The 8,596-nt window shown below is 32.4% G+C and carries 8 protein-coding genes and 2 tRNA genes; 1 reads left to right on the forward strand and 9 read right to left on the reverse strand.

The window, feature by feature from the left end:
• Positions 1 to 292: 292 nt before the first annotated feature.
• From IPZ78_RS16885 to IPZ78_RS16920, 8 genes are all read right to left on the reverse strand, one after another.
• Complete coding sequence (locus IPZ78_RS16885; RefSeq protein WP_225555159.1) at positions 293 to 2,491, reverse strand: glycoside hydrolase family 3 N-terminal domain-containing protein; 2,199 nt, start codon at positions 2,489 to 2,491, stop codon at positions 293 to 295.
• A gap of 563 nt (positions 2,492 to 3,054) precedes the next feature.
• Complete coding sequence (locus tag IPZ78_RS16890; protein WP_225555160.1) at positions 3,055 to 3,606, reverse strand: DinB family protein; 552 nt, start codon at positions 3,604 to 3,606, stop codon at positions 3,055 to 3,057.
• A gap of 56 nt (positions 3,607 to 3,662) precedes the next feature.
• The gene (locus IPZ78_RS16895) at positions 3,663 to 4,169 is read right to left on the reverse strand and encodes a Crp/Fnr family transcriptional regulator (RefSeq protein ID WP_225555161.1); all 507 of its coding nucleotides are present in this window, start codon (positions 4,167 to 4,169) and stop codon (positions 3,663 to 3,665) included.
• A 163-nt stretch (positions 4,170 to 4,332) separates the two neighbouring features.
• Positions 4,333 to 4,788, reverse strand: a complete 456-nt coding sequence (locus tag IPZ78_RS16900) for a hypothetical protein (RefSeq protein ID WP_225555162.1) — start codon at positions 4,786 to 4,788, stop codon at positions 4,333 to 4,335.
• Between the two features lie 157 nt (positions 4,789 to 4,945).
• A complete protein-coding gene (locus tag IPZ78_RS16905; RefSeq protein ID WP_225555163.1) occupies positions 4,946 to 5,644 on the reverse strand; it encodes a uracil-DNA glycosylase family protein in 699 nt (232 codons plus the stop codon).
• A 169-nt stretch (positions 5,645 to 5,813) separates the two neighbouring features.
• Positions 5,814 to 6,614, reverse strand: coding sequence for a DUF4393 domain-containing protein (locus IPZ78_RS16910; protein WP_225555164.1), 801 nt, complete (start codon positions 6,612 to 6,614; stop codon positions 5,814 to 5,816).
• Positions 6,615 to 7,227: 613 nt separating this feature from the next.
• Positions 7,228 to 7,312: transfer RNA gene (locus IPZ78_RS16915), tRNA-Ser, on the reverse strand.
• Between the two features lie 91 nt (positions 7,313 to 7,403).
• Positions 7,404 to 7,928, reverse strand: a complete 525-nt coding sequence (locus tag IPZ78_RS16920) for a YceI family protein (RefSeq protein WP_225555165.1) — start codon at positions 7,926 to 7,928, stop codon at positions 7,404 to 7,406.
• A gap of 207 nt (positions 7,929 to 8,135) precedes the next feature.
• On the opposite strand from IPZ78_RS16920, the gene IPZ78_RS16925 reads away from it, so the two are divergent.
• Positions 8,136 to 8,209, forward strand: a tRNA-Arg gene (locus tag IPZ78_RS16925).
• A gap of 107 nt (positions 8,210 to 8,316) precedes the next feature.
• On the opposite strand, the gene IPZ78_RS16930 is transcribed toward IPZ78_RS16925, so the two are convergent.
• Positions 8,317 to 8,596, reverse strand: a 280-nt coding sequence (locus tag IPZ78_RS16930) for a transposase (protein ID WP_225553275.1), incomplete at its 5' end; no start/stop codon positions are given.

Raw genomic sequence — 8,596 nt, forward strand, 5'->3', positions numbered from 1 at the left:
AACTCTTTGTCGTTTAATAATGATTCTCTGTCAATCATAATAATAAAGTTATGTAAATAAAAATGTGGAATCCAATTATTTATGAACTCCACATTTTATTATTTACACACTTTATAAGACAGTGTCTTTTTAAGATAACTTATTTGTTTCCTTTTTTTAATTTTTATAAGGTTAGCGTCTGTTTTACGCTTTAAAGACCATAACATCGTTAGGCTAAAAATAAAAATTAGTTTATACGTTAATAAGCGCACACTTCAAGTCGTTATGAGATAATATATAGCTTATAAATAGGTTAGTTTAATTCAAAATGAACTTTCTTATCACCTACCAGTAGATTAAAGTCACCACTTTCTAAGATCTTTTTTCCTTTCTCATTTGGATAGGCTAAACTTACTGTTGGATCTATTTCAAATGTAAATGTAACAGTTTCACCAGCTTTAATTAATTGTTTGTCAAAATGTTTTAATTCTTTCACTGGTCTTGAAATAGTCGCTACAACATCTTGGATGAACCAGTGCACCGTTTCCAAACCATCTTTACTACCTGTATTTCTTACCGTGATAGTTGCAGTTAATTTTTCAGATTTATTAATAGTTTGTTTTGATAATTTTATATCTCCGTATTCATACGTAGTATAGCTTAGACCGTGTGTAAATTTATACAAAGGTTCTGCCGGAATATCTTGGTAGTGACCTTGATAGGGACGAGCAGATTGTCTGTAATTGTAATAAATAGGAATTTGGCCAGTAGAGTGTGGAAATGTGATAGGCAGTTTTCCAGATGGATTGATTCTACCTGAAAGAATACCAGACAAAGGCATACTGCCTGCTGTACCTGGTTGCCAAATAGCTACGATAGCATCTACTAGTGGTTCAATTCTATGTAATTCCACTGGTCTACCACTGGTCAGAACCAAAACAATCTTCTTGCCCGCTTTGGCTAAATTTTTAACTAATTCTTCTTGTATAGATGGTAGGGATAGGGTAGAGCGAGAGGCATTTTCACCACTCCACCATGCTTTTTCGCCTAAATAGAGAACTACTACATCTGATTTTAAAGCAATAGTATATGCTGCATCAAATTCTGATCTGTCATCCCCCTCAAAATCACAACCTCTGATGTATTCAAAATTTGCTTTGCCTTCAAACTCTTTCAGCATTCCATCATATAGTGGTAGTACATCTTTTGTTTTTCCGAATGCGCGCCAGGATCCCATCACGTGATCATTGTCTTTAGCAAATGGACCTATCAAGGCGATGTTTTTAACATGGGTCAATGGTAATACATTGTCTTTGTTTTTCAACAAAACCATTGATTCCTCGGCGTATTTTTCAGCAACTTTAATATCTTCTGGAAGTAAGAAACGCTTTTCATTTGGGAGTACATTTACAAATGGTTTATCGAATAAGCCTAACTCGAATTTTAATTTTAAAATCCGACGTACAGCTTTATCAATAGATGCTGTGCTGATTTTCTTTTCCTTTACAAGTTCTTCTAAATTTTTTCCATACAAATTATCAACCATATCCACATCTGTTCCTGCTATAAAAGCCTTATAAGCAGCTTCTTTGTCGTCTTTAGCTACACCTTGGTTTTTTAATTGATCAATACCATACCAATCCGAAACAATCAGTCCGTTAAAGCCTAATTGTTCACGCAAAACATCATTTAACCAATGGACATTAGCTGTAGAGGGAATACCATTAATATTATTGAATGAACTCATTATCGTTGCAGCACCAGCGTTGATACTTGCTATATATGGAGGCATATAGGTTTCCCAGATAGCCTGATCCGAAATATCTGTATATACGTAGTCACGTCCTCCTTCACTACGGCTATAGCCAATATAATGTTTCAAACATGCGGCCACATGAAGACTATCGTAAGGATTTGTGCCTTGATAACCCAGTACTGTCGCTGCTCCAAATAAGGCATTGGTATACACATCTTCCCCATAACCTTCCGAAACTCTTCCCCAGCGCGGATCATAAGCCACATCAATCATAGGAGAAAACGTCCATTCTATACCACCCAACCTAGATTCCTTAGCCGCTATTTCTGAGGCTTTGCGTGCTAATTCTAAATTCCAAGAAGCCGCCTGACCCAATGGAATAGGGTAGATGGTCTTGTAACCATGGATGACATCAAAAGCAAATAAAATAGGAATACCTAGTCTAGATTCTTCTATAGCTTTCTTTTGAATTTTGTTTCTGAAAACAGGGTCCGAACTTGAAAAGATTAAAGATCCAACTTCTGGAGATAATTGATTAACAGATTTCTCAATATTATTTGGGTTATCATTTTCACCCTCCGTGTATTGATTTAGTTGCATGATTTTTTCTTTGAGTGTCATACGTTTCAATAAATCTTCAACACGCTTTTGTACTGTCATTTTTGGATTTTTATATATTTCCTGTGCATCCATTGACTGGATACCTGAGAAAAATATAAATAAAAGAGTTAGGGTTTTTAGTTGATTTTGTTTCATTAAGTTCGGTTGTTAATTATTACTTATTTTTTATCTACGATAATGGCGCTAAAGTATGTTTTATTAATTCTAATTAAATGTTTGAACTGATTTAAAATGAAAACTGTAGCTGATTGGGTAGTTAGTTTTGTGAGAATATAACTGTATGTAGGGATAATTATACTAATAATAAAATAACCGAAGATGGGTAGAGGGGTGTAACTCGGTATTTCATTGTACGCATTAAAGAAATAAAGGGTGATATTTGGCACTATCTACATAAATGGTTTTTACTGCTGCAAAATAATTGATAAAGGGTTGTCAATGAGGTTTTTCTATAACACATAAAGCCATTAATTTTATACTGCTGCTATACAGTGACTTTGGTTAGTAGTAGGAAGCTTCTGTATAGATTGGTATAAAGTCATAGTTCTATATGGCTTTGATTTACTCATTTTCGACGTTTTGGAGTTCTGCATTCGAACGGGGTTCCGTGTAAAATATAATTTATTACTAACGTTTATTTAAAGCACAAACTCTCAATTTAGCATTTTAACCCCACTTTTGCCAATACCTTTTGGCTGTTAGGTATTTTTCATTGTTTGTTGTATTCTGTCAATTTGTTTTAAATGTCTAATAATATGATTGATGAAAAACTGAAAAGTGTCACCCAGTTTCAGTTTGATGATACTTGAAATTGATGTTTCAATTTTTACTTTATTTAAACTCACATTTCGAGATTGATCTAACAAATCCAAAAGTCTGATTTGTTGATCAATAAATTTATCAATAACAGTTTTATCAAGGTCTACATTTAATGGATTTTTGTCTTTAAATGTTTTCATTTTATTCAATTTTTCTTTCGGCAACATACTTTTTGAAAAGTAACTCCCTAAAATTCCACTATTGAATTCTAGGTCAGGTTTGCTTGTTGAATTTTTGATTTTATTTTCCAGTTGCGGTAGATAATAGTCGCCATATAAGTTCAAATGTTCCAAACATTCCAAAATATTCCAAGAGGTCACGTTTTCTTTCCATGTTAACGTAGTCAAATCATAAGATTTTAGTTTTTCTGTTTGGTTTATGATTTGTTTTGTCTGCTCCGATAGCATTAATATTAATTTCTCCGATTGCATAATCTTTAATTTTACACAAAGTTTCAGAAAATCTTAGCTATAAAAATTGATTGAAGTCAAGACTTTTTTAATCTTGATAAAGTTTCGGCGCTCATTCGCAAATAATTGGCAATATGCTTGTTCGAGATTTCTTGAAAAAGTTGTGGACTTCGTTTTAAAACTCTTTCATACCTTTCTTTTGGTGAATTTGTTAAAATATCAATTTCACGTTCCATTTGTTGAATAACCAAGTTTTCTAAAATCTGTATCCATATATTTCGATTATATTCGTTTTCTAAATATTTATCAATTTGCTTCTTGGTAATGACTTTTGCAACTGTCTTTTTAATTGCTTGAATATATAAATCAGAAGGTTTTCCCGTTAAAAAAGAATCTAACGAAACGATCAAATTTTCTTTGTAGCCAAAACGAATTGTTTGTTCTTCGTAATCGTCCAACACAAAAACTCTTAAACTTCCGCTTTTGATGTAATACAAATTGGTATCAATACTTCCTTTTACTTTCAGAAACTCATTTCTGTTAATTGTTATTTCTTTGTTCGAAAGTTCAATAATTTCTTTCATTTCTGTATAGTCGTAAGTTTAGATATGGCTTGCAGCCAACGTTTTGGGTATTTGCCAATGGGGGAGTGCACAACTATCAATACACCATAAAAGTCGATGCAATGTACAATACTCAACTACACATGTAAATCACCATTCTGCTAAACCCTTGTTAGCATAAGTTTTATTTTAGTTCTATATCAAGTTGTTTTCCATTTTCAAGTGCTTTTTTATCCATTAAGGATCCAACAAGTAATCCTATAGCCATTCCAATAGGCAATCCAATTCCCAATAAGCCTATATTTCCAAGACTTAATCCAAAAACAACTCCCAAAGGTAATCCAAATGCAGTCATTCCTAAAACTAACCATAAATTTCTATAGTGATTCTTTGGTACAAGTTTTAGTTCCTTTTCTATTAGCTTGGTAATTGCATTTTGTCTCTTTTTTAATAAATGTAAAAATAAATTACCATCGACTTCAGAGGAATTTAATACTGATATTTCAGAGTTAATTTTTTCAACAATATTTTCGGGAAGATTTTTAGTGTTTAGAATTTCTATTAATTTTTTGAATTGCGCAATTGAATTTTCTACTTTGGGGTTGCTGTTGCCGATTTTAATTAATTGAATTATTTCCATAATGTTGGTTTAAGATTTCTGTTAGAGGGTTGCGTATTGGCGATAGTGGTGTAAATTGAAGCAAAAGGTTTCAATTTGGTGACACGGTCAGCAAAAGCCGGAACTTTAAATTTTAGACTTAAGCCACTATTTCGCAAAAAAGATGTTATACGACGTTTTATAGCTTTATGTCATTAATAATTTCAGAAAAATATGAATTAATATTATTTCTCCAAAGATAATTAGGGTGATATGTTCTATAAATATTTTTAAAGTTATGATAGTTCAACTTTGCTATTTGTCTTTCAGAAAAATTTTGACTAAAATGTTCAAATTGAATATTTTTTAATGAATTTCTAATTTCATTATCATAATTTGGTCCTGACATAAACAATATAATATCTGGATTTAAAATATTGATTTCATCATTTATTATATTGAAATATTCTTTTTCTATATTGTAGATATATTCGGGAGGATAATTTTTATCTCTACCAGAATTGCCTACTTTAATAACATTATTCCAAATTGCTTCAATTTTTTTATTTGGAAATTTTTTATTCAATAGAGTTAAAAATCTGTTGAATCCATTCCAAAATTGCTTGCCATAGCTATAACAAGCATTTGAATTGTAAAATTCATCATAGGTATTAATTGAAATATTAATGTCATTTTGAAAATTACCTGCCCAATCATTTGTTTCTTGTCCAAATATCATAATTTTTATATCTGCATTTTGATATTTTTCTTCATTAATAAATAATAAAAGAGGATTTGTAGGTTTGTTTTCTTTTAAATCATCTTGTAAAATTTCATTTAATTTTATAGAAAAGGTATTCCATTTTTCATTATAAATATTTTGGAGTTGTGTATTCATAATATTTTGACAATTGTTAGGTAAAATGTCGTATCACGTTTTGGGTATTGCCGAAGTGGCGTATTGTTAGCACTAAAGTTCAATAGAATTACTGCCGTTGAATTTAGCACAAAAGTTTCATAGTAGCACTTCTGACGCAATTTTGGCAATACCGTATTAGCGGTTGTTTTTACTTTTCGATTGAGTTGCAAGCGTGTATAAATGTTTTTCCAAAGTCGGTGATTTGATAGTAACTTTTTTTCTTTTCAACACGACTAAACTGGTCTGTTTTTATGTAGTTTTCATTGACTTTGTCGTATCCATAATTCTCGTAAATTGAGTTATAAATATTGTCGTCCATCTTATGAAGCCCGTGAGAAATGTCCAACACCCCCATTGAAGTAAGATTGTCTAAGTAGGTAGAAATATTTTGTGGGAATAATAATTCAATGTCAAATTGAAGCATTGTTCCGTTTTTTAAGATTTCATAGAAGCCTTTGCTTTGTTCTTTCATATGTGCTCTGAAAGTAATACAAGGTATAATGTCTTTCCCTTTTAAACTTTTAATAATTCTTGCTTCGTCAACTGATAATCTTTCGACTAGTTGAACAAAACTTGGATGAGCAAGGTTTACAGTTTTGGTCGAACTTGCTTTTATCAGAAGATTTGTAAATAAATCAGCTATTTCGTCATTTGTTGTATAACTCAATTTTTCAATTAATGGTGTTCCTATTTGTGGATTAACCTCACAAATGTCATCCTCTGGTACCTTTTCCAACTTTTCTTTATACTCGTTAAGTCTTTTTTCGAAGTTCAATTTAAACTTTTCATTTAGGAGCTTAATAGGCAAAAGAATTGATGTGCTAAATTCAAACACAGTTTCTAATGCTGTTCCTACCTTTTTAACAGCCGGTTGAGCAAGGTCTCCATAGATTGTCGTAAGAATTTGAGGCGTTTGTTTTACCAAACCCACTATTTCATTGTTTGCCATAGTTGCTTTAAATTGTCGTTATATTCTGTTGAGTTGTTTGTTCTAAAATAACCGCTAACGTACCGGCGGCTTGACGCAGTTTCGATCGAGCTTGCTCGAGCTTGAAATTGCGCCAAACCGTCTGATGTGCGAAGGTACGCGAAGCGACCGAGTGCATCAGGCGGTGCAAGCCGCCGGTACGATGATACGAAAGGAGCGAAGCGTATTTCGTATCATCATAATTATATACGCAATATAATAAATTTTGATAAATCAATAAATACTAAATAACGTATTGTTAAACAAGGTGTTAGTGTTGCTGTTTTTCCGCGTATTTTTTATAAAGGAGATAATTTTAGATTCCATATTTATAAATAATACGCAACAAGTATACATAAAGCAAAATAGTTGTTAATTGGAGTTTAGATCAAAATATTGAGAAGTGGAAGTGCTGAATAAAGATATATAGGGGTAGCTTTATGTAGAAGGGTAGCTGTATTTGATTAAATGTATGTGTCTATATCAAAATAGCGTTGTTAAAGTCGAGTATTTATTGAAAATCTTATAAGAAGTAAAGATAGAAAAGTGCCTTTAAAAGCGAAAGAGCAACCTTTTACAGTTGCTCTTTCTTTTGCGGAGAGCGAGGGATTCGAACCCCCGAACCTGTGACAGTTAACAGTTTTCAAGACTGCCGCATTCGACCACTCTGCCAGCTCTCCGCCACAAAAGTAGAAATTTCAGGCTGATTTGCAAAATTTATTTTAAAATAATCTGCATTTAAAGCCTGTGAAGTCAATATTTGTTTGATAATTAAGATTTTATAAATTGTAGATCAGCAGAAAATTTTACTTCCTCTGAAACCATTACACCACCAGTTTCTAATGCTGCGTTCCAGTTCAAGCCAAAATCACTTCTGTTTATCTTTCCAGTTACTGTATAGCCAACTTTATCATTCCCCCAAGGGTCTTTAGCGATGCCGCCAAATTCAACATCTACTGCCACGGATTTCGTGATGCCTTTGATCGTCAAATCTCCTACTATTTTATAGTTTTCGTCATCTTCTTTGTTGATTGAAGTAGATTTGAATGTAATGAATTGATTAGAGTTTGAATCAAAGAAATCAGCGCTTTTTAAATGTTGGTCTCTTTGTTCATTTTTGGTGTCAATAGAATCAACATCTATTTTTACCTGTACTTGGGCTAGTTCGAGTTTTTCTTCTGCATTGTCTACATTTATTTCAAAAGATTTGAACTGTCCTTTTACAGTTGAAATCATCATGTGACGCACTTTAAATTCTAATTCACTGTGTGCGTTGTCGAGTTGCCAATTTGCCATAATTAAGTTTTTTTATGATGGATATTATATATTTCTGTCTTTTACAAAGGTAAAATGTTTTCGATATACTAATTCTTAATCTAGATTAAGAAAAATAGAAAAAATATTCGGTTGTATAGCAATTAGTTATTGTGTTTTGAATAAAAATTAGCTTTTATATTTTGCAAATAATGAACAAAACACTACTTTTGTCTTACCGAAAGGGAGGCGCCAATAGCTCAGCTGGATAGAGCAACGGTTTTCTAAACCGTCGGTCAGGGGTTCGAATCCCTTTTGGCGTACGACTTTCAAAGCCTTCTAGAAATAGAAGGCTTTTTTTATTGTATTTCTTTTTCGTAACACAGAAAATATAGCGGATCAAGCTGAATCCTTGGGGGGATAATCATTTTTAAGCATACAATTTCATCACTCTGTATAGGAAAAAGGTAGTATCTCTTACACCTCGAAACATACTCCTGAATGCCTTAAGTTTTGCATTGAAGGATTCTGCGGACGCGTTTGTACTTCTATTGTCGAAGTAATGTAGAATTTGAGGATGGTGAGCAGCAATTGATTTTGCTACACTCTCAAATGAAGCAATTCCCGCATTTTCTACTTGATTGTGCCACAGTCCTAACTTTGTAAAAGCAACTTTTTTATCCTTACATTTATTGAAGATGTCACCTAAG

Origin of the sequence: Sphingobacterium bovistauri (assembly GCF_020295405.1) — a bacterium.
Classification (GTDB): Bacteria; Bacteroidota; Bacteroidia; order Sphingobacteriales; family Sphingobacteriaceae; genus Sphingobacterium; species Sphingobacterium bovistauri.

Excerpts from the sequence above, each read along its gene's own strand:
- IPZ78_RS16885 (WP_225555159.1), bottom strand. The coding sequence starts at position 2,491 with ATGAAACAAAATCAACTAAAAACCCTAACTCTTTTATTTATATTTTTC.
- IPZ78_RS16890 (WP_225555160.1), bottom strand. The coding sequence starts at position 3,606 with ATGCAATCGGAGAAATTAATATTAATGCTATCGGAGCAGACAAAACAA.
- IPZ78_RS16895 (WP_225555161.1), bottom strand. The coding sequence starts at position 4,169 with ATGAAAGAAATTATTGAACTTTCGAACAAAGAAATAACAATTAACAGA.
- IPZ78_RS16900 (WP_225555162.1), bottom strand. The coding sequence starts at position 4,788 with ATGGAAATAATTCAATTAATTAAAATCGGCAACAGCAACCCCAAAGTA.
- IPZ78_RS16905 (WP_225555163.1), bottom strand. The coding sequence starts at position 5,644 with ATGAATACACAACTCCAAAATATTTATAATGAAAAATGGAATACCTTT.
- IPZ78_RS16910 (WP_225555164.1), bottom strand. The coding sequence starts at position 6,614 with ATGGCAAACAATGAAATAGTGGGTTTGGTAAAACAAACGCCTCAAATT.
- IPZ78_RS16920 (WP_225555165.1), bottom strand. The coding sequence starts at position 7,928 with ATGGCAAATTGGCAACTCGACAACGCACACAGTGAATTAGAATTTAAA.